We start from the raw sequence: 26519 nt of genomic DNA, 5'->3' as shown, positions 1-26519 counted from the left end.
GTAACAGGGAGAGACGATGAATATTGAAATTATTCCGGTGACGGCATTTCAGCAAAATTGCTCATTAATTTGGGATGAGAATAACAATGCCGCTATTATTGATCCGGGTGGCGAGGCCGATAAACTCATTAAGCGTATTGAAGAATTAGGATTGAATTTACAGGTGATCTTGCTTACGCACGGTCATTTGGATCATGTCAGCGCGGCAGAAAAGTTGAAGCAGCATTTCAATGTGCAAATTTTAGGTTCAAATTCCAAAGACGATTATTGGTTTAAAAGCCTGCCGCAACAATCGGAAAAGTTCGGTACCTTATTTGAAGTGGCTGCTTTTGAACCTGATCGTTGGTTGGATCAGGAAGGGGAAGTGTTAACGATAGGCGATTTTACCTTTGAAGTGTTACATTTGCCGGGCCATACGCCTGGTCATATCGGTTTTATCGAGCATCAAAAACGCATCGCTTTTACCGGTGATGTATTATTCAAAAGCGGCATTGGTCGTACGGATTTTCCTGGCGGAAGCTATGAAGAGATTATTGCGTCTATTCGTGAAAAGTTATATCCCTTGGGGGATGATATGATTATTGTTGCCGGTCATGGCCCTTACACTACGATTGGCACCGAAAAGCAAACAAATCCTTATGTAAAAGCGGAGTAATTGTTTTTTACAAATGAAGTGCGGTGAAAAAATACGGCATTTTTTCCATTATAACATCGCGTTTGTTCACTGCACTTGTAGCCAAAAAGGAGATAAAAAGTTATTTTTTTGTAAAAATTCAAATCTGGATCACAGTATGGATTTTATTTCTCAGGCATAATGTGTCCCTCTCTGAAGAGTAGAACTCTTCTATGTTTATCTATCGTCACGTTGTTTGTTAGCGTATTAATTTAAAGGTGGTATGTATGCAGCATTCTTTACAGGAATTGCTCACCTCTAGTGCATTAGGTGGAGCGAATCAGTCTTATATTGAGGATCTTTATGAACGCTATCTTGAAGACCCGAAAAGCGTGGATGCCAGTTGGCAGGCGATTTTCGAAACGTTGCCAAAATCCACCGCACCTGAGCAACCCCATTCGACAGTACGCGATTATTTCCGTCGTTTAGCGCGAGAAAATCATGGACAGAGTGTTACCGTGATTGACCCGGAAGCGAGTGCGAAATTAGTCAAAGTTTTACAGTTTATTAACGCATACCGTTCTCGTGGCTACATTGAAGCCACACTTGACCCCCTCAATTATTACCGTTGGAAAACTTCCTCGGTGCCTGAATTAGATTATCACCAACATGGATTAACCGACGCCGATTTGGATGAAAGTTTCAATATTGACTATGCCGTTTATGGCAAAGAAAGCATGAAACTGCGTGATTTAGCCCGCGATTTGAAAGCAACCTATTGTGGCAACATTGGCCTCGAGTTTATGCACATTCATGATATGGAACAGCGTAATTGGTTGCAAAGCAAACAAGAAAAATGGATTGAACAGCCGCTTTTCAGTAAAGACGAAAAAATCAATTTGCTGAAAGAATTAACGGCGGCCGACGGTTTAGAGCGTTATTTAGGAGCGAAATTCCCGGGAGCCAAGCGTTTCTCTTTGGAAGGAAGCGATGCGTTTATTCCGATGATGAAAGAGATCATCCGCCACGCCAGCCGTAACGGTATGGACGATGTGGTGTTGGGGATGGCACATCGTGGTCGTCTAAATATGTTAGTCAACGTCTTCGGTAAACGTCCGAGTGAATTATTTGATGAGTTTGCCGGTAAACATGCTGATAACAAGCGCACCGGCGATGTGAAATATCACCAAGGTTTCTCCTCCGATTTTGCGGTAGATAATAAAAAAGTGCATCTGACACTTGCTTTTAACCCGTCTCACTTGGAAATTGTGAGCCCGGTCGTTATTGGTTCCGTACGTGCAAGACAAACCCGTAAACAAGATAAAGAACATAACAAAGTGTTAGCAATTACCGTACATGGCGATTCTGCGGTAACCGGTCAGGGTATCGTGCAAGAAACACTGAATATGTCCAATGCTCGCGGTTATAAGGTGGGCGGTACGATTCGTATTGTGATCAACAACCAAATTGGTTTCACTACCTCTAACCCGAACGATACCCGTTCTACCGAATTTTGTACTGACATTGCGAAAATGATTCAAGCGCCAATTATTCACGTGAACGGCGATGATCCGGAGGCAGTTGCGTTTGCCGCCCGAATGGCGGTGGAATATCGTGCTGTCTTTAAACGGGATATTTTCATTGATTTAATTTCTTATCGTCGTCATGGCCACAACGAAGCTGATGAACCATTAGCTACCCAGCCGATGATGTATGGCATTATCAAAAAACACCCGACTCCGCCGAAGGTGTACGCCAATCGTTTAATTCAAGAAGGCGTGATTACTGAAGAAGATGCCACTGAAATCTCCAATTTGTACCGTGATGCTTTAGATAACGGTGAATGTGTTGTGCCGGAATGGCGCCCAATGGATATGGCAAAAGTGGATTGGTTGCAATATCTTAACTACGATTGGACAACACCATATGAAAGCCATTTCCCAATTAAGCGTTTTAAAACGTTGGCAAAACGGGTGTCTCAATATCCTGATTATGTGCAGCCGCATCCGCGTGTCGAAAAAATCTATGCGGATCGTATGGAAATGGCCAAAGGCAAGAAACCATTAGACTGGGGAATGGCCGAAACTATGGCATATGCTAGCTTATTAGATGAAGGCACTCATGTGCGTTTATCTGGTGAAGACGCGGGTCGAGGCACATTTTTCCATCGTCATGCTGTAGTGCATAACCAAAAAGACGGTACCGGCTATGTGCCATTAACCCAATTGCACGCCAATCAAGGTCGCTTTGAAGTATGGGATTCCGTATTGACGGAAGAAGGCGTGTTGGCTTTTGAATATGGTTATGCCACAACGGATCCGAAAACCCTTACCATTTGGGAAGCGCAATTCGGCGATTTCGCCAACGGTGCTCAAATCGTCATTGACCAATTTATCAGTTCAGGAGAACAAAAGTGGGGAAGAATGTGCGGCTTGGTCATGTTGCTTCCGCACGGCTATGAAGGACAAGGGCCGGAACACTCTTCCGCCCGTTTGGAACGTTATTTACAACTTTGCGCGGAGCAAAATATGCAGGTGTGCATTCCGTCCACGCCGGCTCAGGTTTATCATATGTTACGTCGCCAAGCCATTCGTAAAATGCGTCGTCCATTAATTGGTATCTCGCCGAAATCCTTATTGCGTCATCCGTTAGCAGTGTCTAGTATGGAAGAATTAGTCAACGGAACATTCCAAACGGTTATCGGTGAAATTGATGAACTTGATCCGAAAAAAGTGAAACGTGTCGTGATGTGTGCTGGTAAGGTATATTACGATTTATTGGAACAACGCCGTAAAAACGGGCAAACCAATGTCGCTATTATTCGTATTGAACAACTTTATCCGTTCCCACACGAAGACGTCAAAGCGGTGCTTGCCCCATATGCTTATGTAAAAGATGTGGTGTGGTGCCAAGAAGAACCGTTAAATCAAGGTGCTTGGTATAGTAGCAAACATAACTTTGAAGCGGTGATTCCGACAAAAGCAAAATTAACTTACGCCGGCCGTCCGGCATCTGCGTCACCTGCGGTGGGTTATTTGTCTTTGCATACTAAACAGCAACAGCAATTGGTGGAAGATGCCTTAACGCTTTAATAACGAAATGACGTAAAGTGCGGTGGATTTTGAAACTGTTTTTTCCGTTAAAAAACGTCTTGAAAAACGACCGCACTTTAAGTGCAATAAATTGATACTTAGCGAAATGAATACAAAAAAGGAATAAAATCATGACTATTGAAATTCTCGTGCCGGATTTGCCCGAGTCAGTTGCCGATGCCACCGTTGCCACTTGGCATAAAAAAGCAGGGGATGCGGTGAAACGTGATGAAGTGATTGTGGAAATTGAAACCGACAAAGTGGTGCTTGAAGTCCCGGCGCAAGCGGATGGCATTATTACCGAAATTTTGCAAGGTGAGGGTGCTACTGTCGTGAGCAAACAATTGCTCGGTACGTTGGAGGATTCTGTTTCAGCAGCTGCTGCAGCAATGGAAAAAATGGCAGAACCGACCCCGGCGGATCGTCGTACCGAAGTGCCGGATGAACCTCATACCTCTGATGTGTTAAGCCCGGGAGTTCGCCGTTTGTTGGCGGAACATGATGTACAAGCCACTGAGGTGAAAGGGACCGGCGTGGGCGGTCGTATTACCCGTGAAGACGTCGAAGCGGTTATTGCAAAACGTGCCGCTGCTGTGAAACCGGCAGAAAATACCGTCAGCACCGTCTCTTATGCTGCCCGCAGCGAAAAACGCGTGCCGATGACCCGTTTGCGTAAACGCATTGCAGAACGTTTGTTGGAAGCCAAAAATAACACTGCCATGTTAACCACATTCAATGAAGTGGATATGCAACCGATTATGAGTTTGCGTAAACAATATGGTGAAAAATTTGAAAAACAACATGGCGTACGTTTGGGTTTTATGTCTTTCTACATTAAAGCTGTGGTGGAAGCCTTAAAACGTTATCCGGAAGTGAATGCCTCCATTGACGGTGATGACGTGGTTTATCACAACTATTTTGACGTAAGTATTGCCGTTTCTACGCCTCGTGGTTTGGTGACGCCGGTATTGCGTGATTGTGACAAACTTTCTATGGCGGAAATTGAAAAATCTATTAAGGCGTTAGCAGAAAAAGGCCGTGATGGCAAATTGACCGTGGAAGATTTAACCGGCGGTAATTTTACGATCACCAATGGCGGTGTGTTCGGTTCCTTAATGTCCACGCCAATCATCAACCCGCCGCAAAGTGCGATTTTGGGTATGCACGCCATTAAAGATCGTCCGGTGGCTATTGATGGCCAAGTGGTGATTCGTCCAATGATGTACCTGGCGCTAAGCTATGATCACCGTTTAATTGACGGCCGCGAATCTGTGGGTTTCTTGGTAACAGTCAAAGAATTGTTGGAAGATCCAACCAGATTATTGTTAGAAATTTAAAAGAGAAGAACCGCTTGTTCGTAAGACAGGCGGTTCTTTATTGTCTCGAGACAAGTTATTACGCAAATTAGTGCATTTAACCAAGGATTTTTTTATGAATCTACATGAATATCAAAGTAAGCAACTTTTTGTCGAATACCAATTGCCTGTCAGCAAAGGGATTGCTTGTTCAACAGCAGATGAAGCGGCAGACGCCATTAAGCATCTGGACGGTGACGGGTGGGTTATCAAATGTCAAGTGCATGCCGGAGGACGTGGCAAAGCGGGAGGTGTGAAACTCGTGCGCAATGAAGCGGAAGTGAGAGAATTTGCTGATAAATGGTTGGGACAGCGCTTGGTAACTTTCCAATCTGATGCCAATGGTCAGCCGGTAAATAGCATTTATGTAGAGGAAAAAGCACAAATTGAACGTGAGTTGTACTTAGGTGCCGTATTGGATCGCGCATCGCAACGTGTGGTCTTCATGGTGTCCACCGAAGGTGGCATTAACATTGAAGAAGTCGCTGAAAAAACACCGCACTTATTACATAAAATGGCGATTGACCCGCTGACCGGCGGCATGCCGTATCAAGGTCGTGAGTTGGCGTTTAAATTGGGTTTAAAAGGCGATCAAGTGAAACAATTTGCCCATATTTTTACCCAAATGGCAAAAATGTTCGTCGAAAGAGATTTGTCCTTATTAGAAGTGAATCCGCTTGTGGTTACCAAAGAAGGCAATCTTCTTTGTTTAGATGCCAAAATTGTGGTGGATAGCAATGCGTTATATCGTCAGCCGGCTTTAGCGGCAATGCAAGATCCAAGCCAAGAAGATCCTCGCGAAGCCTTAGCGGAAAGTTTCCAACTCAACTACGTGGCATTAGACGGCAATATCGGTTGCATGGTGAACGGGGCGGGGCTTGCCATGGGCACCATGGATATTGTGAAGCTAGAAGGGGGCCAACCGGCGAACTTCTTGGACGTGGGCGGCGGCGCAACCAAAGAACGCGTTGCAGAAGCCTTCAAAATCATTCTTTCCGATAAAAATGTGAAAGCGGTGCTCGTCAATATTTTCGGCGGTATCGTGCGTTGTGATCTCATTGCAGAAGGGATTATCGCGGCAGTAAATGAAGTGGGTGTGAATGTGCCGGTTGTGGTGCGTTTAGAAGGTAATAACGCGCCATTAGGGCGTGAAATTTTAGCGAAGAGCGGTTTGAATATTATTGCGGCGCAAACCTTAACGGATGCAGCGGTAGAGTCTGTGAAAGCGGCAAATGGTCATGCGTAAGGAGTAAAAAAATGTCAATTTTAATTAATAAAGATACAAAGGTCATTTGCCAAGGTTTCACCGGTGGTCAAGGCACATTTCATTCCGAACAGGCATTAGCTTACGGCACAAAATTAGTTGGCGGCGTTTCTCCAAATAAAGGCGGCACAACCCATTTAGGCTTACCGGTTTTCAATACGGTACGCGAAGCGGTAGAAGCTACCGGTGCCACCGCAACGGTAATTTATGTGCCAGCGCCCGGTTGTAAAGATGCCATTTTAGAAGCCATTGATGCAGGCATTAAATTGATTGTTTGTATTACTGAAGGCATCCCAACTCTTGATATGTTGGTGGTAAAACAACGTTTAAATCAAACCGGTGTACGCATGATTGGACCAAACTGCCCTGGCGTGATTACACCGGAAGAATGCAAAATCGGTATTATGCCTGGCCATATTCATAAAAAAGGTAAAATCGGTATTGTTTCCCGTTCCGGTACCTTGACTTATGAAGCGGTGAAACAAACCACAGATGAAGGTTTTGGTCAATCTACATGTGTTGGTATCGGCGGTGACCCAATTCCGGGTTCTAGTTTTGTAGATATTTTGAAATTATTCCAAGACGATCCGCAAACCGAAGCGATTGTGATGATTGGTGAAATCGGCGGTTCGGCAGAGGAAGAAGCGGCGGCGTTCATTAAAGAGCATGTGACCAAACCTGTTGTAAGCTACATCGCAGGTGTTACCGCACCTAAAGGTAAGCGTATGGGACACGCCGGTGCTATCATTAGTGGCGGTAAAGGCACTGCCGATGAGAAATTCGCAGCCCTTGAAGCTGCCAGTGTAAAAACTGTCAGAAGTTTAGCACAAATCGGCTCAGCATTGAGAGAAGTATTGAATAAGTCATTTTAAAGAAATAAAAGTGCGGTAGATTTTCCGAACGTTTTTTAACATCGCGAAAATTCACTGCACTTTTTTATGCTAATTTTATTGAATAGAGCATTAGTTTTAACAAAAAATAATCAATTGAAAAATATTTTGCAAAAAATCACAAAAAGGGGTTGCAAGGTCTGGATAAAAGCCTATAATACGCCCCCACAACGACGCGCCGTTGTAAAGCACTAAACAGCGCGTCGTTTTTTGTTCTTTAACAATCAATCAGACAAACTGTGTGGGCACTTGAAGATTCGTTTTTAAAAGAATTTTAAAATTGAACTGAATAGTGCTACGAAGATTCGTTTATTTATAGATAGATTAATTAAGTCAGCAGTATTGAGCGATTAAACTTTTTGAATTGAAGAGTTTGATCATGGCTCAGATTGAACGCTGGCGGCAGGCTTAACACATGCAAGTCGAACGGTAACAGGTAAGTACTTGTACTTATGCTGACGAGTGGCGGACGGGTGAGTAATGCTTGGGGATCTGGCTTATGGAGGGGGATAACGACGGGAAACTGTCGCTAATACCGCGTAGAATCGGGAGATGAAAGTGTGGGACCTTCGGGCCACATGCCATAGGATGAACCCAAGTGGGATTAGGTAGTTGGTGGGGTAATGGCCTACCAAGCCGACGATCTCTAGCTGGTCTGAGAGGATGACCAGCCACACCGGGACTGAGACACGGCCCGGACTCCTACGGGAGGCAGCAGTGGGGAATATTGCGCAATGGGGGCAACCCTGACGCAGCCATGCCGCGTGAATGAAGAAGGCCTTCGGGTTGTAAAGTTCTTTCGGTGACGAGGAAGGTTGTTGTGTTAATAGCGCAACAAATTGACGTTAATCACAGAAGAAGCACCGGCTAACTCCGTGCCAGCAGCCGCGGTAATACGGAGGGTGCGAGCGTTAATCGGAATAACTGGGCGTAAAGGGCACGCAGGCGGACTTTTAAGTGAGGTGTGAAATCCCCGGGCTTAACCTGGGAATTGCATTTCAGACTGGGGGTCTAGAGTACTTTAGGGAGGGGTAGAATTCCACGTGTAGCGGTGAAATGCGTAGAGATGTGGAGGAATACCGAAGGCGAAGGCAGCCCCTTGGGAATGTACTGACGCTCATGTGCGAAAGCGTGGGGAGCAAACAGGATTAGATACCCTGGTAGTCCACGCTGTAAACGCTGTCGATTTGGGGATTGTGCTTTGAGCTTGGTGCCCGTAGCTAACGTGATAAATCGACCGCCTGGGGAGTACGGCCGCAAGGTTAAAACTCAAATGAATTGACGGGGGCCCGCACAAGCGGTGGAGCATGTGGTTTAATTCGATGCAACGCGAAGAACCTTACCTACTCTTGACATCCATGGAATCTTGTAGAGATATGAGAGTGCCTTCGGGAACCATGAGACAGGTGCTGCATGGCTGTCGTCAGCTCGTGTTGTGAAATGTTGGGTTAAGTCCCGCAACGAGCGCAACCCTTATCCTTTGTTGCCAGCGATTTGGTCGGGAACTCAAAGGAGACTGCCGGTGATAAACCGGAGGAAGGTGGGGATGACGTCAAGTCATCATGGCCCTTACGAGTAGGGCTACACACGTGCTACAATGGCGTATACAGAGGGCGACGAAGCCGCGAGGTGGAGTGAATCTCAGAAAGTACGTCTAAGTCCGGATTGGAGTCTGCAACTCGACTCCATGAAGTCGGAATCGCTAGTAATCGCGAATCAGAATGTCGCGGTGAATACGTTCCCGGGCCTTGTACACACCGCCCGTCACACCATGGGAGTGAGTTGTACCAGAAGTAGATAGCTTAACCGCAAGGGGGGCGTTTACCACGGTATGATTCATGACTGGGGTGAAGTCGTAACAAGGTAACCGTAGGGGAACCTGCGGTTGGATCACCTCCTTACCGAAAGACGAACTTAAGTGTCCACACAGTTTGGCTGATGATTGTAGACAAGAGAGAACAAAGCAAAGGAAGAAAAGAGAGCATCTTTATATGTTGTCCCCATCGTCTAGAGGCCTAGGACATCGCCCTTTCACGGCGGTAACCGGGGTTCGAATCCCCGTGGGGACGCCATATAAAGATGATTATTCATCTTCTTTATAAAACCTGTTCTTTAACAAACCGGAAACAAGCTGAAAACGAGACTTTCAAGAAAGTCTGAGTGAGAGTGATTGATAAAAGGTGATTACTCTTAATAAATTAACTGTTACTGCTTAGCGGCGTTAAGTGTTTTTCGATTCAATGTTGTGATTTTAAGTGGATTTTCAATTTAATGTTAAGTTCATGAGGTTGAGTTAATCATAAGGTTGAGTTAATCATAAGAATACTTGGGGTTGTATGGTTAAGTGACAAAGCGTACAAGGTGGATGCCTTGGCAATCAGAGGCGAAGAAGGACGTGCTAATCTGCGAAAAGCTTGGATGAGTCGATAAGAGGCGTTTAATCCAAGATGTCCGAATGGGGAAACCCAGTGGGTGAAGAACCCACTATCATTATCTGAATCCATAGGATAATGAGGCGAACCGGGAGAACTGAAACATCTAAGTACCCCGAGGAAAAGAAATCAACCGAGATTTCGTTAGTAGCGGCGAGCGAACGCGAAGGAGCCTGTTAGTGATAATGACAGAGGCAGAGGAACAAGCTGGGAAGCTTGGCGACACAGGGTGATAGCCCCGTACTCGAAGTCCAGGTTATGGTACTAAGCTAACGACAAGTAAGGCGGGACACGTGATATCCTGTTTGAAGATGGGGGGACCATCCTCCAAGGCTAAATACTCCTGATTGACCGATAGTGAACCAGTACTGTGAAGGAAAGGCGAAAAGAACCCCGGTGAGGGGAGTGAAATAGAACCTGAAACCTTGTACGTACAAGCAGTGGGAGCCTGAAAGGGTGACTGCGTACCTTTTGTATAATGGGTCAGCGACTTATATTTTGTAGCGAGGTTAACCGAATAGGGGAGCCGAAGGGAAACCGAGTCTTAACTGGGCGAGTAGTTGCAAGGTATAGACCCGAAACCCGGTGATCTAGCCATGGGCAGGTTGAAGGTTGGGTAACACTAACTGGAGGACCGAACCGACTAATGTTGAAAAATTAGCGGATGACTTGTGGCTGGGGGTGAAAGGCCAATCAAACCGGGAGATAGCTGGTTCTCCCCGAAATCTATTTAGGTAGAGCCTTGAGTGGACACCTTCGGGGGTAGAGCACTGTTTCGGCTAGGGGTCCATCCCGGATTACCAACCCGATGCAAACTGCGAATACCGAAGAGTGATACTCAGGAGACACACGGCGGGTGCTAACGTTCGTCGTGGAGAGGGAAACAACCCAGACCGCCAGCTAAGGTCCCAAAGTCTATATTAAGTGGGAAACGAAGTGGGAAGGCTTAGACAGCTAGGATGTTGGCTTAGAAGCAGCCATCATTTAAAGAAAGCGTAATAGCTCACTAGTCGAGTCGGCCTGCGCGGAAGATGTAACGGGGCTCAAATATAGCACCGAAGCTGCGGCATCAGTAGCAATACTGTTGGGTAGGGGAGCGTTGTGTAAGCGGAAGAAGGTGGCTCGAGAGGGCTGCTGGACGTATCACAAGTGCGAATGCTGACATAAGTAACGATAAAACGGGTGAAAAACCCGTTCGCCGGAAGACCAAGGGTTCCTGTCCAACGTTAATCGGGGCAGGGTGAGTCGGCCCCTAAGGCGAGGCTGAAAAGCGTAGTCGATGGGAAACGGGTTAATATTCCCGTACTTGGATAAACTGCGATGTGGGGACGGAGCAGGTTAGGTTAGCGTGCTGTTGGATATGCACGTTTAAGTTGGTAGGTGGGGAGTTTAGGCAAATCCGGACTTCCTTAACACTGAGAGATGATGACGAGGCTCTACGGAGCTGAAGTAACCGATACCACACTTCCAGGAAAAGCCACTAAGCTTCAGGTTTATCTAAACCGTACTGAAAACCGACACAGGTGGTCAGGTAGAGAATACTTAGGCGCTTGAGAGAACTCGGGTGAAGGAACTAGGCAAAATAGCACCGTAACTTCGGGAGAAGGTGCGCCGGCGTAGATTGTAAGGGTTTACCCCTGAAGGTTGAACCGGTCGAAGTGACCCGCTGGCTGCAACTGTTTATTAAAAACACAGCACTCTGCAAACACGAAAGTGGACGTATAGGGTGTGATGCCTGCCCGGTGCTGGAAGGTTAATTGATGGTGTAATCGCAAGAGAAGCACCTGATCGAAGCCCCAGTAAACGGCGGCCGTAACTATAACGGTCCTAAGGTAGCGAAATTCCTTGTCGGGTAAGTTCCGACCTGCACGAATGGCATAATGATGGCCAGGCTGTCTCCACCCGAGACTCAGTGAAATTGAAATCGCCGTGAAGATGCGGTGTACCCGCGGCTAGACGGAAAGACCCCGTGAACCTTTACTATAGCTTGACACTGAACATTGAATTTTGATGTGTAGGATAGGTGGGAGACTATGAAGATGATACGCCAGTATTGTTGGAGTCGACCTTGAAATACCACCCTTTAACGTTTGATGTTCTAACGAAGATGACGAAACGTGGTCTCGGACAGTGTCTGGTGGGTAGTTTGACTGGGGCGGTCTCCTCCCAAAGAGTAACGGAGGAGCACGAAGGTTTGCTAATGACGGTCGGACATCGTCAGGTTAGTGCAATGGTATAAGCAAGCTTAACTGCGAGACGGACAAGTCGAGCAGGTACGAAAGTAGGTCATAGTGATCCGGTGGTTCTGCATGGAAGGGCCATCGCTCAACGGATAAAAGGTACTCCGGGGATAACAGGCTGATACCGCCCAAGAGTTCATATCGACGGCGGTGTTTGGCACCTCGATGTCGGCTCATCACATCCTGGGGCTGAAGTAGGTCCCAAGGGTATGGCTGTTCGCCATTTAAAGTGGTACGCGAGCTGGGTTTAGAACGTCGTGAGACAGTTCGGTCCCTATCTGCCGTGGGCGTTGGAGAATTGGTTGGGGCTGCTCCTAGTACGAGAGGACCGGAGTGGACGCACCGCTGGTGTTCCGGTTGTGTCGCCAGACGCATTGCCGGGTAGCTAAGTGCGGAAGAGATAAGTGCTGAAAGCATCTAAGCACGAAACTTGCCAAGAGATGAGTTCTCCCAGATTATAAATCTGTAAGGGTTGTTTAAGACTAAGACGTAGATAGGCATGGTGTGTAAGTGGTGCGAGCCATTGAGCTAACATGTACTAATTGCCCGAGAGGCTTAGCCATACAACGCTCAAGTGTTTTTTGGGGAGACCTGAGGCATGAGGGCGGAATTGGGTGAGTAGCAGTTAAGAGAGAGTAAAGAGAGACTGTAGGTGATTCACCGGGAATAGAGGTGATGATACAGAGAGAAAGTTGAGAGTCAGCTTGTTTTGGTTTGAAGGATAGAGAGTAAGATAAAGAAGACGGATTTTAAGTCATCGACCGAATTTTGGCGGCGATAATGCGGTGGGTCCACCTGACTCCATCCCGAACTCAGAAGTGAAACGCCGTAATGCCGATGGTAGTGTGGGATGTTCCCATGTGAGAGTAGGTCACCGCCAAGCTGAATGTAGCCCCCTGATGTGAATGCATCGGGGGGTTTTGTTTTTGGGCAAAGCGGATAAACAGGATTAAGTTAAAGGTTGAAGAAAGACTAAAGGCAAAGAAAGAGAGCAAAAAGTAAGAGAATGACAAGTTACCAATTAAAGAGATAACGGAGAGATAACAAGGGAATTTAGCGAAAAAGAAAACCGCACTTTGGAATAGATTCAAAGTGCGGTTGATTTTATGAATATTTTTAGTGAAGATTTGTTTGCTAGAAGGAGAATTATATCTTCATTTTACGTAATCCATTGCTTTCTAGTAAGTCATTTAACTTTATTAGCTTTTTCTTTTTCTCTTCTTCAGAGAGCAAACTTACATGTTTGTTTTTTAATGCGGCAATAAAGGTCCACAATAAATCAATATTTGCAGGAATACCAAGTTTCTTTAGTCTAATAAAACTATGATAGGCACCTAATTTTCGATATTCAGTTACTGTATAAATATTGACCTTAGCTAGGAGCCTTTCGTGTTTTATAGAAAAGTTAGCTAATTCTTTAATACGTTCTTTTTTAGATAGCTCATCAGAAAGTTTTTTAGCTTTTGCTTGCTTTATAGCGAGAATAAGGATTTCTTTAAATTTTTCCTTGTTTCTCCGAATTGAATTTGGTAATTGATAATAATTGTATAGGGCTAGCTTCTTCATACTATCATGGTTAATTGCATAAGCTACAGCTCCTAATTTCTCCAAATAGGATACTAAATCTCCTTCTGCTTTTATATAAATGCTACCATTTTGATGTAAAGCAAACATAATATCTTGATGAAAAATACCATGGCCGTTAAATAAATTTTTAACTTTAACATCTTCGATAAGTTCCGAAAACTCAAGTTGCAGTTGTGATATGATATTACTCATAAATTTCCCTTTAGGTTAGTTATAATTAAGAAATAGTTATATCATTAAAAAATTTTATATAACAAAATTTTAGTTAATTATATATTAAAGATGTGATCTGGATCGAGATTTTTATAAATAAATAGTAAAGAATTTAAGGTTTTATATGCTTTAGCAACGTTAACACTCATTTTATTAAAAAATAAAAGTAATTGTTAAGTTTAAGTTGCTAGGTTGTGCCAAGTAAAATCTACCTTTTATAAAGGTGGATTTTACTTAAATACGGTTACCTTTAGATATAGATTTAGCCTTTTAGAAATCACCCTGCTGGGAACACAAATGGATTTAAACCGCTTTTCATAAAGCCTTTTTTCTCCATTTCCATATCTAAAAAGATAGACGCCAAATCGTCGGCGATGACCTCGATTTTCGGATCTTTTTCTTGGAATAAGGCTTTCAGGTAACTACGGCAACTTCCGCAACTTTCGCTACGAATCGCGGCTAAATGTTCATCAAATGACCAATAATCCAAGTCACTGCTTTGCCCGCAGTTGGTGCATTGTGTACGAACCATGTTCCATTCGCTTTCACATAAAGAACAATGCAGATAGCGCAAACCTTGATTTGTACCTAAATGAATCATACTGGCGGTTGGGGAAGAACTACAAACCGGACAAATATGTAGATCCTCTGAGCTTTCTTGTTTGGCATTATGTGGAATTTGTTGCACTAATTGGAACCAATACAAGGATAATGCTGCCCACACAAACACTGCTTTATCGCTGGAAATGTTAGCAAATTCTTGTGCCAGCAGGTTGTCGGCAAAGTCTTCCAATTCGCTGTCGGCAGCTTTTTCCAACCATTCGATTGTCGTGAGAATCTGGTCGTTGGCAGAGGGTTTCAATTTTTCCAAAAGTGCGGTCAATAATTTTCGCCAAATCGGATCACGTTGCCAGTTTTTTACATCCAACGGTTTATTCGCCAATTGTTCACCGGAAAGCGCCTGCAAACGCGGTTCTTTTGGAATCGGTATGTTTTCCAGCAGTTCCAATTGGGCATCTGCAATCGCCGCAGCGAATAACAGATAATCAGCAAGCGGATGATCCTGCGCTAATTCTCTTAAACGCGCGCCGCGGCGTTGATATAAATTTTTCGGGTTGGAGAACAACAGCGGGAGTGCGGTATAAGACGCAGCCGCGTGTTTAATTTCATTTTCGGGAAGGATTCGGATACTCATAATTTTTCATTTTTGGGTGATAGAAAGTAAAAATTCGTACTTATTATAGGCGCATAAATTTGCCATTCAATGACCGAAACGGGTAATTTTTATTTATTCGCCAGCCATTGTTTAATGCGGTTTACCCCTTCTTGCAAATGCTCGATGTTGCGCGTGTAAGCAAAACGCAAATAATGCTTCGTGCCGTTTTGGCCGAAATCAATTCCCGGTGTAGTGGCGACTTGAATTTCATGTAGCATTTGTTTGGCAAATTCGTAACTGTCATCGGTATATTTAGATACATCCGCCCATAAATAAAAAGCGCCTTGCGGTTTAAATTCAATGGTGAAAATGTCTTTTAAGGCGGCTTTTACGTTATCCGATGGCGGCAAATCCGGTTGACCAATTTCAAAGTGAATAGCGTTGGGATATTTTGCTGCTTCCCGTACAATATCCATCACAATGAAAGCAGACATTTGGTCATAGCGCATATATTTTCCTTTTTTGATAAAAAAATGATTCTCTTAATACTTTCTTAATGTTCCATTGGTTTAATAGTTCTCAACAAAGCGAAGGTGCTTTGTTATGATTAACCTTACAAAGGAGATTGAAAAATGAAGAAAGTTAGTTTAGCAACAATTTTAGTATTATCAACCGTTGCCGTAACAGGTGCATTTGCTAAAGGCGGTTTCCAAGATCCAAATGCACAAGCACCACAACAACATCATCACAAAGAGGATTTTAAACGCGGTGGTTTCATCAATTCAAATCAAAGTGTGAGTAAGGCCTCTGAAGCCAATTCTTGGTTAGATGATCAATACATCATTTTACAAGGACACATTGTAAAACAGGTCGGTAAAGATGATTTTATTTTTAAAGATAGCACCGGTGAAATCCGTGTAGAAATTGAGCGTAAAGCATGGCGCGGGCAAGATATTTCACCAAATGATGAAGTAAAACTTTACGGTGAAGTGGATAAATCTTGGGAAAAGACGGAAGTTGATATTGATCGCGTAGAAAAAATTGTAAAATAATCGACAAATAAAAGAGGAGGAGCAAAAAGTGGTGTTATGCCACTTTTTGTTTATTTAGGTGAATGTATTTTCAATAAAAGTGCGGTGGTTTTTTTATGCGTATTTTATTAGTCGAAGACGATCCATTAATCGGTAATGGGATTCAAATTGGCTTAACCAAATCAGGCTTTGCGGTGGATTGGTTTACTGATGGTAAAATTGGCTTGGAAGCCGCTCAATCGGCACCTTATGATGCTGTCGTATTAGATTTGACGTTGCCGAAAACGGATGGTTTAGATGTATTGCAAGCTTGGCGCCAGAAAGGGATTGATGTGCCGGTCTTGATTCTTACCGCACGGGATACCTTAGATGAGCGCATCACAGGATTACAACGTGGCGCAGACGATTATTTATGTAAACCTTTTGCTTTGGCAGAAGTGGTGGCGCGCTTACATGCGTTGATTCGCCGTCGTTACGGCCATGCCAATCCTGTAATTCAACATAGTTTGGTACGCTTTGAGCCAAATCAACGCAAGGTATTTTTGCGTGATCAGGAAATTTTCCTCACTACTCGAGAGTATAAGCTGCTCGAACTTTTTATGATGAACAAAGAGCGTGTACTTACCCGAAATTTTATTGAGGAAAAACTTTATACTTGGGATAACGAAGTGAGCAGCAATGCTTTAGAAGTGCATATTTATAATTTACGCCAAAAGCTTGGTAAACAATTTATCCGCACTGTACATGGCGTGGGCTATGCTTTAGGAAAAAATGATGAAGAGTCTTAATTGGCGTAATCGTAGTTTGAGTTTCCGGCTCATTATAACCCTTTCTCTAGTATCTGTTTGCGTATGGTTGCTTTCAACGACGGTAGCATGGTTTCAAGTTCGTAAAGAAGTCAATCAAATGTTTGATGCACAACAAATTTTATTTGCTGAACGGTTGGCGTCTTCCGATTTACGTAATATTTTAATTGGTCATCACCGCGAATTTAAACGACCACCATTTAAAAAAGCACGATTTGATGACGATGCCTTAGCTTTCGCTATTTTTACTCCTGACGGTGATATTGTGCTGAGTGACGGTGAAAATGGCGAAAATTTTATTTTTGCCCCTAAGAAAGGTTTCTCTAAAAGTCGTATTCGAGGTGATGATGACGAATGGCGTATATTTTGGCTGCCGGTTGCCGGCGGTCGACTGATGATTGCTGTGGGACAAGAACAGGAATATCGTGATGATCTTATTAATCAAATGGTATTCGGGCAAATGTGGATTTGGTTTGCCAGCCTGCCTTTTTTATTAGCGGCGCTTGGTCTTATTATTCGTAAAGAATTACGTGGTTTAAAACAAATCGGTGAGCAAGTCGCACAACGTACACCTGATGATACGTCATTATTAAAAACTGACAATCTGCCTTCTGAAGTGTTGCCATTGATTCAGAGTTTAAATCAATTTTTTGACCGCACTTCTACGATGTTATTACGTGAGCGCCGTTTTACTTCTGACGCCGCTCATGAATTACGTAGCCCGCTAGCGGCATTACGTATTCAAACAGAAGTGGCACAAATCGCCGGTGAAGATTCTATTTTACGCGAGCAGGCATTGGATAATCTCACTAAAGGCATTGATCGCGCGACACAACTTGTTGAACAATTATTAACCTTATCCCGTTTAGATAATTTGAAAGAATTGGATAATTTGCAGGAAATTCACTGGGAACAACTCATCCCATCGCTTATTGGAGAATTGTATTTCCATGCGGAAAAACGCCAAATCGACATTCAATTTGAAGAAGACGGCATTCCACCTACAAAAAAAGGGCAGCCTTTGTTGCTCTCGTTAATGTTACGTAACTTGATTGATAATGCTATTCGCTATTGCCCTGAAGGCAGTCGGATCAAAGTGCAGTTGAAGAAACACAAAATTTCGGTGGAAGATAATGGTGGCGGGGTTGAGGAAGCCGATCTAGCAAAACTGGGTCAGCGTTTTTACCGTCCAGCAGGGCAAAATGAAAAAGGCAGCGGCTTAGGTTTATCTATCACTCATCGCATTGCTGAGTTACATCATTATAAAGTGCGGTTAAAAAATACGACGGATTCGAACGGTGTCAGAACCGGATTACTGGCGGAGATTTTTTTGTAATCCATGTAATTAAAAGGTCGCGTAACAATGCGGCCTTTTATTTTTGAGGTGTTATATTTAAAAAACACTTGGAAAATCGACTGCACTTTCTTTCATTCACAAAAAAGCCATTCCTTTGGGAATGGCCTTTTTTATTTATTGTTGATTAAGCTAAAATTTTATCTAATTCTTTGCTGACATCTTCTACTTTTTGGGTGCCGTCTAAGCGGAAATATTGTGTGTTGGCCGCTTTGGCTTCTGCTTGGTAGTAGTCCACTAATGGTTTGGTGGTGCTGTGATAGACTTTCAAGCGGTCTAACACGGTTTCCGGTTTGTCATCGGCACGGATGATTAAATCTTCACCGGTGACATCATCTTTACCTTCCACTTTCGGTGGGTTGTAAATAACATGGTAAGAACGGCCGGACGGTTGGTGTACACGACGACCGCTCATGCGTTCTACAATTACTTCATCAGGCACATCAAATTCCAACACATAATCAATAGCAATGCCGGCAGATTTCAATGCGTCCGCTTGCGGAATGGTGCGAGGGAAACCGTCAAGCAAGAAGCCTTTGGCGCAGTCAGGTTGTGCTACGCGTTCTTTCACAAGAGAAATGATTAAATCATCCGGTACGAGCTGACCTGCATCCATTAAGGTTTTGGCTTGTTTGCCTAATTCGGTACCGGCTTTAATGGCGGAACGTAACATATCGCCGGTAGAAATTTGCGGGATGGCAAATTTATTCATGATGAATTGTGCTTGTGTGCCTTTTCCTGCGCCCGGCGCGCCTAATAGAATAATTTTCATATTGTCCTCTTTTTTAAATGAAAAAACAGTTTCAAAAATGACCGCACTTTTTGTTGAATGGTAAGAAAGTGCGGTGAGTTTTGAAGATGTTTTATAAATCGCCGTGTATGGTTGCCTAATTCCCCTGAAAAGTCAACCTTCTAGCCGGAGAGTTATTCTTTCGCATTCCACGGAGCTACCCAGAATAAACAAAGCATTCCGGGTACAGCAAGTAATAAACAGATCCAGAAGAAATTATAGTAACCCACCGCTTTGACCAAATAGCCCGACAACATGCCGAATCCCTTGCTTGGTAACGCGGAAAGACTGGTGAACAGCGCCAATTGGGTAGCGGTGTAAAGCGGATTGGTTTCCCGTGCCATGAACGCGACGAAAGCGGCAGTTCCCAAGCCTACACCGATGTATTCGGCGGCAATCACGAAGCCGAGTTTCCACAGTTCGATCGCGGTAATTTGTGCAAAATGTCCGAATCCTGCCAACCAAACAAATCCGCCGATGGTGATTAATTGTACGAAACCAAAGACCCACAGCGCACGGTTAATGCCGAGTTTTATCATAATTACGCCGCCCGCGAGTCCGGCGGAAATGCTGGCCCAGAGTGACGTACTTTTTACTACGATGGCGATGTCATCTTTGCTAAAGCCCATATCATAGATAAATTTGGTTTGTAGCGTGGTAGCGAAAGAATCACCAAATTTATATAAAAATAGGAAAAGCAAAAAGCCCAAGGCTTGTGCCACACCTTTACGCTGAAAGAACTCCTGAAGCGGGATCCAAAAGGCAAGATAGAATGGTTTATCGCGATCTTGAACAGCAATTTTCGGCTCTTTAGCGAGAAATAAGGTCATAAACAAACCGAATAGCATACAAAGTGCGGTCAATAAAAAAACAGTTTCCCAAGGGAGGCGGGTGGCGAGATAAAGAGACAGCCCACCGGGGATTAAGCCCGCGACACGATAAGCATTAATGTGGATGGTGTTGCCCAGGCCAAGTTCTTTATCCGTTAAAATTTCACGTCGATAGGCATCAAGCACAATGTCTTGGGTTGCTGAGAAGAAAGCAATGAGAAAGGCGATATTCGCCACAATAGTTAATTGTGAACTTGGATCGAATTGGCTAATGGCATAGAGCAAAATCAGTAAAATGATTTGTGAAATAAGCAACCAACTCCGCCGCCGCCCTAGAAAGTTTGGAAAATAGCGATCCAATAAGGGGGCCCATAAAAATTTTAAACCGTAGGGGAGGGTGACCCCCGTCACTACGCCGATCAGTTCAACGGAAAGCCCTTTATCCGTCAGCCATACCGGCAACATTTGCAATAAAACAAATAGAGGGAGACCTGAGCTAAAGCCGGTAAAAACACAAATCAGCATGTTACGGCTGAAAATTTGGCTTGCAAGGGTTGGGTTAGAGGCTGGAGTTGTCATAGGTTATTCAACGGCAATTTCTTTGATTCGTAGTTCATCGCCACTTTGGCGTTGCAAATGTACACCGCCGCAATTTGGGCAAGTACTGTTATTGGCTTGAATTTCAACGAATTGTTTGCAATTCCAACACCAAGCCTTAGCCGGGATAGGAATTAAATGCAGTTTGCAATTTTCGGCAGGAGTGCCTTTAGCGGTCATTTCAAAACTAAATTCCAAGGCGCTCGGTTCAATGCAAGAAAGTACGCCGACCTCAAGCCAGAGGTCGGTCACTTTGTTGACATTATGCTGTTTGCATTGTTGCTCAACAATTTCGATGATGTTTTGGCACAAAGAGAGCTCGTGCATGGCGATTAATCTCTATAACCTTTCGGGTTATTTTTTTGCCAATTCCATGTATCTTTCATCATTTCTGTTAATCCTCGTTCCGCTTTCCAGCCTAATTCTTTCGCCGCTAAACTCGGATCGGAATAACAAGTGGCAATGTCGCCCGGACGACGATCAACCAATTTATAAGGAATTTGAATATCGTTCGCCTGTTCAAAGGCGTTTACCATATCCAACACGGAATAACCCATACCGGTGCCTAAGTTATAAATGTGCAAACCGGCATCGTCTTGATGGCGATTCAGCGCTTTTAAGTGACCGATAGCCAAATCCACAACGTGAATATAATCGCGCACACCTGTGCCGTCATGAGTGTCATAATCGCTACCAAAGACGGAAAGTTGTGGTAACTTGCCGATTGCCACTTGGCTGATGTAAGGCAAGAGATTATTCGGAATGCCATTTGGGTCCTCGCCGATTAAGCCGCTTGCATGCGCGCCCACGGGATTGAAATAGCGCAAAATGGTCATGCTGAATTTTGGTTCCGCTTTGGCAATGTCGCGTAGGATTTGTTCTACCATAAACTTGGAAGTGCCATACGGGTTGGTGGTGCCGCCTACTTTGCAGCTTTCTGTAATCGGGATAATTTCAGGATCGCCATAAACAGTGGCGGAAGAGCTGAATACAAAATTCCATACGCCGGCTTTTTTCATTTCTTGTACCAAGACGAGGGAGCCGGTCACGTTGTTTAAATAATATTCGGCAGGTTTTTGCACACTTTCGCCAACCGCTTTTAAGCCGGCGAAATGAATGACGGAATGAATGGTATTTTCGGCAAAGATTTTTTGTAACAATGCACGATCCAATACATCCCCTTCATAAAATTTCACAGTCTTTCCTGTAATTTCTTTAACCCGCTCTAGCGATTTCGGTGAGGAGTTGCAAAGGTTGTCTAAAACTACCACTTCCTTGCCCGCATTTAATAATTCAACGACTGTGTGTGAACCGATATAGCCGGCACCGCCTGTTACTAAAATAGTCATTCTATTTCCTTTTAAATAATGAAGATTAAATTGTCCGTCAGTATAGCACCGATTGATTTTAATCAGAAAAAAATTATCCCTATCCAAGGCATACAAGTCTTTTGGACTACACTGGTTTGCGAACGTTTCGAAATAACGTAAATTTTATGCAAAATATTTGCGCAAACGTTTACTTCTCGCCTGCTTTCGGTAAAATACGGCCTCCTTAATCTTCCCTTCATTTAAAGGTAATTTTCATGTCATCTTCACAATCCAGCGCGTTAGAACAACGTTTTGAGTTGACTAAACGCGACTCCACCGTGCGCAAAGAAATTGTTGCTGGTTTAACCACTTTTCTTGCCATGGTGTATTCCGTTATTGTCGTGCCGAATATGTTAAGTGCGGCGGGATTTCCGGCGGAATCCGTCTTTATCGCCACCTGTTTGGTTGCGGGCCTTGGCTCCATTTTAATCGGCTTTTGGGCAAATGCGCCGATGGCAATCGGTTGTGCCATTTCCCTTACTGCGTTTACGGCTTTTAGTTTGGTTATTGGACAAAAAGTCAGTATTCCGGTGGCGTTAGGTGCGGTCTTTTTAATGGGTGTTTTTTTCACTCTGATTTCTGCGACGGGGATTCGTGCTTGGATTTTGCGTAATTTACCGATAGGTATTGCACATGGTGCGGGCATCGGTATTGGTTTGTTCTTGCTTTTAATCGCCGCCAATGGCGTAGGCTTAGTGGTTGGCAATCAAAATGGTTTGCCGGTGAAATTAGGTAACTTCACCGCATTTCCTGTCATAATGTCATTAATTGGTTTAGCGTTGATTATTGGGTTGGAAAAAAGAAAAGTTAAAGGTGGTATTTTATGGGTAATTATTGCCATTACCATTATTGGTTTAATTTTCGATCCGAATGTGACTTTTGACGGTAAAATTTTTAAAATGCCATCGTTTGGTGATGAATCCTTATTCTTAAAATTAGATGTGCTTGGCGCGTTACAACCGGCAATTTTACCTGTCGTATTCGCCCTCGTGATGACTGCTGTTTTTGACGCTACTGGCACCATTCGTGCGGTGGCAGGCCAGGCAGGTTTGTTAGATAAAAGCGGTCAAATTATCAATGGCGGAAAAGCCTTGACCTCCGATTCCATAAGCAGCTTATTTTCCGGTATTTTCGGCACGGCGCCCGCCGCAGTTTATATTGAATCTGCCGCGGGCACAGCTGCAGGCGGCAAAACCGGCATTACCGCTATCGTGGTCGGCGTATTGTTCCTGTTAATGTTGTTCTTCCAACCGTTAGCCTTTTTAGTCCCAAATTACGCCACCGCACCGGCGTTGATGTATGTGGGGTTACTCATGTTAAGTAACGTGAGCAAGTTAAACTTTGATGATATTGTCGGCGCCATGAGCGGTTTAATTTGCGCAGTGTTCATCGTATTAACCGCCAATATTGTCACCGGCATTATGTTAGGTTTTGCAACGTTGGTTATCGGTCGAATTGTGAGTGGAGATGTAAAACGCTTAAATGTCGGCACAGTGGTGATTGCTGTTGTTTTAGTGGCATTCTACGCTTGTGGTTGGGCGATTTAAGTCATTTGATAAAGACAACAAAGGCGCATGAGTATGCGCCTTTTTGTTTGCCTTAATTTTGGGAAACGGTAAAAAAACCGACCGCACTTTGCAGCTTATCATCGTAGAAAATCAGCGGAATTCGTTGGCGCTGCCAAGGCGGCACGTTCAAATTCTGCCACACTTTTTTAATATCCTGATTCATACCCTTTGGGGTTAATTTCACTTTGCCCGAATAACCAAAACGAATCCAAACTTTCGTTTTCTCTAACGGTAACGCTAAGGTTTCTTTATATATGTTGCCGTTTTCATCATGCCAAAGTGCGGTCATTTTCTGCGGTGTCTTTTGCAACCGAAGCGTTCCAAGGTTATCGGGCAACGCCATGGGTTTATCCAATTCCGCTTCAATATCGTTTGATGAAATATCGGCGAAAATCGGTGTGAGAAACAGCTTGTGTTGATACCGACGCACAATGTTATTTTCTAATCGAAATTGTGGTTGTGTATCAGGCTTGGCAAAAACTACATCGGAAATTAGGTGTTCTAATTGCACCAATGACGGCATGGCAACGCCGCATTCTTGTAGCCACAAGCGCAACAGGGCACGTTGTTTAATCGCCGAATAATCGGCAAAGTGTTGCACTTTAAAAGTGCGGTCAGTTTTATCAACGTTTTTTTGATATTCCTCTGCCAGTAATTCATTTAACAGTTGCTGCTGTTCGTAACAATGTTGTGCACAACGTTGCACGGCCGAATCAAAATGCCCCCAACGTTGACGTAGATCGGGCAGAATTTGATTGCGTAAGAAATTGCGATCGTATTGATTGTCGGCGTTGCTTTCATCTTCGATCCACGTGATCCCTTGCTGTTGCACAAATTTGAGCAGTTGCTGACGACTAAAAGATAACAGCGGACGAAAAATCGGCACATTGTAAACCGTGCTTTGGGGTTGCATTGCGCTCAAGCCTTGCAACCCGCTACCGCGTTTTAAGGCAAGAAAAAAAGTTTCCGTCTGATCTTGCAGATGATGTGCTGTGGCCAACCACTCTTGGGGCAAAATATGTTGTGCAATGGCTTCATAACGCGCCTGACGGGCACCGGCTTCAATGCCGTTCGCCATATTCACGTTGACCCGTTGGATCAACAACGGAATTTGGAATTGTTGGCAGAGATTTTCACAATGAGTTGCCCAAGCATCGGCGTTTGAACTTAGCCCGTGATGAATATGAATGGCGCGCAACTGAAAGTGCGGTTGATTTTCACGGAGTTTTGCGAATAAGGCGAGGAGTGCAGTGGAATCCAGCCCACCACTAAAACCGATAAGAAATTGTGTTTGGTTCGGGGCGAGTTGTCGGAGTTGTTGTGAGAATTGTTCAAGAAGCATAGGCGGATAAAATTTCCTCCCGTGGAACAGGAGGAAGTTGAGCGTTACGCGATTTTTTGTGCTTTGTAATGACTACGCGGGTTGATAATGAGATCTCGGGCTGCAATGATTTGTAATTCATATTCGCCACGTTCTAACGTGGTTTGCATGACTTCATTGACTGCGTTTGCCATGTGCTCAAAAGCGTCCACATCTGATTTTCTGTTCAGCAAATTGGCTAAGAATAAACCGGCGGTTAAATCGCCCACGCCTACCGGCTCACGATCAAACGGGTGTAATGGACGGGAAAGATGCCATACGCCTTGAGGGGTTGCCAATAGCATTTCAAATTGAGACGCGTCTTTGCCAACTTTGCTCAAATGTTTTACTAACACTTTTTTCGGACCTTTCACCAAGATGGCTTGAACGGCAGTCAGTGCCTGTTCAAAATTTTCTACCGGTAAACCGCTTAATTCACGTAGCTCTACCAAGTTCGGCGTAATGATATCGGCTTCCGATACGATGTTGATCAAGCCTTCGCGCACCCCATCGGCAACGATACAACCTTTATCCGGATGACCCATAACAGGATCGCATAAATAAAGCGCATTAGGATTGATGGCTTTAATTTTATGCACGGCTTTGATGATTTCATCGATTTGTTCTGCAGAGCCTAAATAACCGGAAACTACCGCATCACATTTTTTCAATGCATCAATTTCATCAATGCCACGCACAATTTCAGCAATTTGTTCTTTTGGAATGACGATTCCCGTCCATTTGCCGTATTGCGTATGATTAGAAAATTGCACGGTGTTTAATGCCCAAACATCTACACCGAGGAGCTGCATTGGGAATGTTGCCGACTTATTACCGGCATAGCCGTAAACCACATGAGACTGAATTGAAAGTACGTTTTTCATTGTTATTTTCTCCTTTTAAATCCCTTTAAAAACAGCAAATACGGTTTATTTTTTTATTATTTTCTATACGTAACCGTAGCTCATTAAACGTTGATAACGACGATCCAACAGATTTTCGGCATCTAAGACTTCCAGATCTTCTAAATCAGCAAGCAGACGTTTTTTCAGATTTTGTGCCATTTCGGCATAATTGCGATGAGCACCGCCTAGTGGTTCGGTAATGATATTATCAATCAGGCCTAATTCTTTTAAGCGCGTGGCAGTTAAACCCATAACTTCGGCTGCGGTTGATGCTTTGTCGGCACTTTTCCATAAAATAGATGCACAGCCTTCAGGTGAAATAACGGAGTAGGTTGAATATTGCAACATATTGACTTTATCGCCCACACCAATAGCCAATGCCCCACCAGAACCGCCTTCGCCGATCACAGTACAGATTACAGGTACTTTTAACATGGACATTTCGCGTAAGTTGCGGGCGATTGCCTCAGATTGGCCGCGTTCTTCCGCACCCACACCCGGATAAGCTCCCGGGGTGTCGATAAAGGTAATAATTGGCAATTTGAAACGTTCAGCCATTTGCATTAAGCGCAACGCTTTGCGATAACCTTCCGGTGCCGGCATACCAAAGTTGCGTTTCACTTTGTCTTTTACCGTGCGACCCTTTTGGTGGCCGATAACCATTACCGGTTTGCCATCTAAACGGGCCAAACCGCCGACAATGGCTTTATCGTCAGCAAAGGCGCGATCGCCGGCAAGTTCTTCAAATTCGGTAAAAATATGTTCGATATAGTCAAGAGTATAAGGACGGTTCGGATGGCGGGACATTTTTGAAACTTGCCACGCATCTAAATTTGCGAAGGTTTTTTCTGTTAATTCAATACTTTTTTTCTGTAAGCGGGCAATTTCATCATCAAGATTAATTTCGTTATCTTGGTCAACTACGGAGCGTAAGGATTCAATTTTCGCTTCGAGTTCGGCAATGGGTAATTCAAAATCTAAGTATTCTTGACTCATGTGTGATTCCTAATTTTGTGAAAAATCTGTACCGCACTTTAACAAGATTTCAGGGGCGGCGCAATTAGAC

General features: G+C 44.1%; 19 protein-coding genes, 1 tRNA gene and 3 rRNA genes. 13 read left to right on the top strand and 10 right to left on the bottom strand.

Features of this window, described 5'->3' with window-relative positions; all coding sequences use genetic code 11:
* Nucleotides 1-16: 16 nt before the first annotated feature.
* The 9 genes from EL144_RS02875 to rrf all read left to right on the top strand — a co-directional run bounded on the left by EL144_RS02875 (nucleotide 17) and on the right by rrf (nucleotide 12769).
* A complete protein-coding gene (locus EL144_RS02875) occupies nucleotides 17-655 on the top strand; it encodes an MBL fold metallo-hydrolase (RefSeq protein WP_005703735.1) in 639 nt (212 codons plus the stop codon).
* A gap of 245 nt (nucleotides 656-900) precedes the next feature.
* The gene (sucA, locus tag EL144_RS02870) at nucleotides 901-3705 is read left to right on the top strand and encodes a 2-oxoglutarate dehydrogenase E1 component (protein WP_005703736.1); all 2805 of its coding nucleotides are present in this window, start codon (nucleotides 901-903) and stop codon (nucleotides 3703-3705) included.
* A 131-nt stretch (nucleotides 3706-3836) separates the two neighbouring features.
* The gene (gene odhB / locus EL144_RS02865) at nucleotides 3837-5042 is read left to right on the top strand and encodes a 2-oxoglutarate dehydrogenase complex dihydrolipoyllysine-residue succinyltransferase (RefSeq protein WP_005703737.1); all 1206 of its coding nucleotides are present in this window, start codon (nucleotides 3837-3839) and stop codon (nucleotides 5040-5042) included.
* A 94-nt stretch (nucleotides 5043-5136) separates the two neighbouring features.
* Nucleotides 5137-6306, top strand: coding sequence for an ADP-forming succinate--CoA ligase subunit beta (gene sucC, locus EL144_RS02860; RefSeq protein ID WP_032995117.1), 1170 nt, complete (start codon nucleotides 5137-5139; stop codon nucleotides 6304-6306).
* 11 nt (nucleotides 6307-6317) lie between these two features.
* Nucleotides 6318-7196 carry a succinate--CoA ligase subunit alpha gene (gene sucD, locus EL144_RS02855; protein WP_005703739.1) on the top strand — a complete coding sequence of 293 codons (879 nt, stop codon included), beginning with the start codon at nucleotides 6318-6320 and terminating at the stop codon, nucleotides 7194-7196.
* Nucleotides 7197-7575: 379 nt separating this feature from the next.
* Nucleotides 7576-9115: ribosomal RNA gene (locus EL144_RS02850) — 16S ribosomal RNA — on the top strand.
* A 95-nt stretch (nucleotides 9116-9210) separates the two neighbouring features.
* Nucleotides 9211-9286 (top strand) — tRNA-Glu (locus EL144_RS02845).
* 266 nt (nucleotides 9287-9552) lie between these two features.
* A 23S ribosomal RNA gene (locus EL144_RS02840) occupies nucleotides 9553-12449 on the top strand.
* 204 nt (nucleotides 12450-12653) lie between these two features.
* Nucleotides 12654-12769, top strand: a 5S ribosomal RNA gene (gene rrf, locus EL144_RS02835).
* The 16S, 23S and 5S rRNA genes sit together here with 1 tRNA gene alongside, the layout of an rRNA operon.
* A gap of 263 nt (nucleotides 12770-13032) precedes the next feature.
* On the opposite strand, the gene EL144_RS02830 is transcribed toward rrf, so the two are convergent.
* From EL144_RS02830 to EL144_RS02820, 3 genes are all read right to left on the bottom strand, one after another.
* Nucleotides 13033-13665 (bottom strand): TfoX/Sxy family protein, encoded by a 633-nt coding sequence (locus tag EL144_RS02830; RefSeq protein ID WP_005703405.1) that lies wholly within the window; start codon nucleotides 13663-13665, stop codon nucleotides 13033-13035.
* Nucleotides 13666-13963: 298 nt separating this feature from the next.
* Complete coding sequence (gene fdhE / locus EL144_RS02825) at nucleotides 13964-14881, bottom strand: formate dehydrogenase accessory protein FdhE (RefSeq protein WP_005703404.1); 918 nt, start codon at nucleotides 14879-14881, stop codon at nucleotides 13964-13966.
* An 89-nt stretch (nucleotides 14882-14970) separates the two neighbouring features.
* Nucleotides 14971-15351, bottom strand: coding sequence for an aminotransferase class I/II-fold pyridoxal phosphate-dependent enzyme (locus EL144_RS02820; protein WP_005703403.1), 381 nt, complete (start codon nucleotides 15349-15351; stop codon nucleotides 14971-14973).
* A gap of 123 nt (nucleotides 15352-15474) precedes the next feature.
* On the opposite strand from EL144_RS02820, the gene EL144_RS02815 reads away from it, so the two are divergent.
* From EL144_RS02815 to qseC, 3 genes are all read left to right on the top strand, one after another.
* On the top strand, nucleotides 15475-15894 hold the full coding sequence (locus EL144_RS02815) for a YgiW/YdeI family stress tolerance OB fold protein (RefSeq protein WP_005703402.1): 420 nt from the start codon (nucleotides 15475-15477) through the stop codon (nucleotides 15892-15894).
* Nucleotides 15895-15989: 95 nt separating this feature from the next.
* Nucleotides 15990-16661: a response regulator gene (locus EL144_RS02810; RefSeq protein WP_005703401.1), complete on the top strand. Its 672-nt coding sequence runs from the start codon at nucleotides 15990-15992 to the stop codon at nucleotides 16659-16661.
* A complete protein-coding gene (qseC, locus tag EL144_RS02805; protein WP_197718134.1) occupies nucleotides 16645-18015 on the top strand; it encodes a quorum sensing histidine kinase QseC in 1371 nt (456 codons plus the stop codon). Before EL144_RS02810 ends, qseC begins: the two co-directional genes overlap by 17 nt.
* Before the next feature lie 145 nt (nucleotides 18016-18160).
* Here the strand turns inward: qseC and adk are convergent, their stop codons facing one another.
* From adk to galE, 4 genes are all read right to left on the bottom strand, one after another.
* Nucleotides 18161-18805, bottom strand: coding sequence for an adenylate kinase (gene adk, locus EL144_RS02800; RefSeq protein WP_005703398.1), 645 nt, complete (start codon nucleotides 18803-18805; stop codon nucleotides 18161-18163).
* A gap of 152 nt (nucleotides 18806-18957) precedes the next feature.
* Entirely contained in the window at nucleotides 18958-20232 is a 1275-nt protein-coding gene (locus tag EL144_RS02795; protein WP_005703397.1) for an MFS transporter, read from the bottom strand.
* A gap of 3 nt (nucleotides 20233-20235) precedes the next feature.
* Nucleotides 20236-20577 carry a hydrogenase maturation nickel metallochaperone HypA gene (gene hypA / locus EL144_RS02790; protein WP_032994946.1) on the bottom strand — a complete coding sequence of 114 codons (342 nt, stop codon included), beginning with the start codon at nucleotides 20575-20577 and terminating at the stop codon, nucleotides 20236-20238.
* Nucleotides 20578-20582: 5 nt separating this feature from the next.
* Nucleotides 20583-21599 (bottom strand): UDP-glucose 4-epimerase GalE, encoded by a 1017-nt coding sequence (gene galE, locus EL144_RS02785; protein WP_005703395.1) that lies wholly within the window; start codon nucleotides 21597-21599, stop codon nucleotides 20583-20585.
* Between the two features lie 236 nt (nucleotides 21600-21835).
* Between galE and EL144_RS02780 the strand changes: the two genes are divergently transcribed.
* Nucleotides 21836-23167 carry an NCS2 family permease gene (locus tag EL144_RS02780; RefSeq protein ID WP_005703393.1) on the top strand — a complete coding sequence of 444 codons (1332 nt, stop codon included), beginning with the start codon at nucleotides 21836-21838 and terminating at the stop codon, nucleotides 23165-23167.
* 52 nt (nucleotides 23168-23219) lie between these two features.
* Here EL144_RS02780 and tilS read toward each other — a convergent pair whose 3' ends face one another.
* The 3 genes from tilS to accA form a co-directional block, all read right to left on the bottom strand.
* Nucleotides 23220-24530, bottom strand: a complete 1311-nt coding sequence (tilS, locus tag EL144_RS02775; protein WP_005703392.1) for a tRNA lysidine(34) synthetase TilS — start codon at nucleotides 24528-24530, stop codon at nucleotides 23220-23222.
* A 44-nt stretch (nucleotides 24531-24574) separates the two neighbouring features.
* Nucleotides 24575-25432, bottom strand: coding sequence for a pyridoxal kinase PdxY (gene pdxY, locus EL144_RS02770; RefSeq protein WP_005703391.1), 858 nt, complete (start codon nucleotides 25430-25432; stop codon nucleotides 24575-24577).
* A 63-nt stretch (nucleotides 25433-25495) separates the two neighbouring features.
* The gene (gene accA, locus EL144_RS02765; RefSeq protein ID WP_005700199.1) at nucleotides 25496-26449 is read right to left on the bottom strand and encodes an acetyl-CoA carboxylase carboxyl transferase subunit alpha; all 954 of its coding nucleotides are present in this window, start codon (nucleotides 26447-26449) and stop codon (nucleotides 25496-25498) included.
* Nucleotides 26450-26519: the final 70 nt, after the last annotated feature.

Origin of the sequence: Aggregatibacter aphrophilus ATCC 33389, assembly GCF_900636915.1 — a bacterium.
In the GTDB taxonomy this organism is placed as follows: domain Bacteria; phylum Pseudomonadota; class Gammaproteobacteria; order Enterobacterales; family Pasteurellaceae; genus Aggregatibacter; species Aggregatibacter aphrophilus.
Note: the sequence above shows the minus strand (reverse complement) of the source record. Positions and strands in the feature narration are given on the sequence as shown.